The organism is Megasphaera sp. ASD88 (assembly GCF_002287425.1).
GTDB lineage: Bacteria > Bacillota > Negativicutes > Veillonellales > Megasphaeraceae > Megasphaera > Megasphaera stantonii.
In genome coordinates this window covers 1-402 of the sequence record NZ_NQXW01000073.1, presented here as the reverse complement: position 1 = coordinate 402, position 402 = coordinate 1, and the positions used below count along the sequence as shown (strand labels likewise).

1 rRNA gene is annotated in these 402 nt (G+C 47.8%); it reads right to left on the bottom strand.

Annotated elements, in window-relative coordinates:
• Positions 1-299: 299 nt before the first annotated feature.
• Positions 300-402: ribosomal RNA gene (locus tag CJ260_RS12570) — 16S ribosomal RNA — on the bottom strand; the annotation flags it as partial.

The window sequence follows — 402 nt, the reverse complement described above, 5'->3', positions numbered from 1 at the left end:
TTTCGCAGCTTATCGCGTCCTTCATCGGCTGATATGGCCAAGGCATCCGCCGTACGCCCTTACTTGCTTGACTTTATGTCTTCACCGTTTTTCAGAGTTTCTTCGGTTCGTTAAGTCTTTCTCTTTTTCTTCAAAAAAGAGGTTTGTTCGTTTCGTTTTATGCAGTTGTCAAGGTACGGGTCTTTCTCTTTTTCTTGAGAGGTTCATGGCCTCTCAAAACTGAACAATGTGTACGTACTCCAGAATGCCGACCTGAAGTTTCGTAACGTCTTCCGCAGAATCCGTTATCTCTTCCCTAGAAAGGAGGTGATCCAGCCGCACCTTCCGATACGGCTACCTTGTTACGACTTCACCCCAATCATCGCCCCCACCTTCGACGGCTGGCTCCGTAAGGTTACCTCA